Source organism: Alcanivorax sp. HI0044 (assembly GCF_001634945.1).
Genome location: NZ_LWEZ01001485.1, coordinates 1 through 436, shown reverse-complemented (window position 1 = coordinate 436; position 436 = coordinate 1). Strand labels below are relative to the sequence as shown.

At 59.9% G+C, this 436-nt stretch carries 1 protein-coding gene; it reads left to right on the top strand.

Features of this window, described 5'->3' with window-relative positions:
* The coding region (locus tag A3730_RS22520) for a thioesterase family protein (protein WP_197477576.1) at positions 1-436 on the top strand (436 nt) is incomplete at both ends.

Below are 436 nucleotides of genomic sequence, written 5' to 3'. Positions count from 1 at the left end.
GCCGTCAGCGCCAGGTTTGAAAGGGGCAGAACAGAGCATTGCGTTGCCGTTCATCAAGGGGCTGACGCCGGACTTTCTTTCCCATTTTGATATCCGCTACGCAGAGGGTATGCCGCCGTTTAGTGGCAGTGCAGCGCCGGATTTCGGGGGCTACATGGGCTTCACCGTACCCCCGGAAACAATGAGCACAGCGGCGCTGATTGCCCTGGTGGATACTTGGCCGCCTTCGGTGCTGCCGTTGCTCAAAGGCCCGGCACCGGCCAGTTCCCTGACCTGGACCATGGAGCTGCTGGATGATCCGGGGTCTCGCCCGGCGGATACTTTGTGGCAATATCGGGTAAACACTGACCAGTGCAGTGATGGCTATGGACAAAGCCAGGCTGTGATCTGGGACGCGGCTGGCCAAGCCGTGGCACTGAGTCGACAGACATTTACG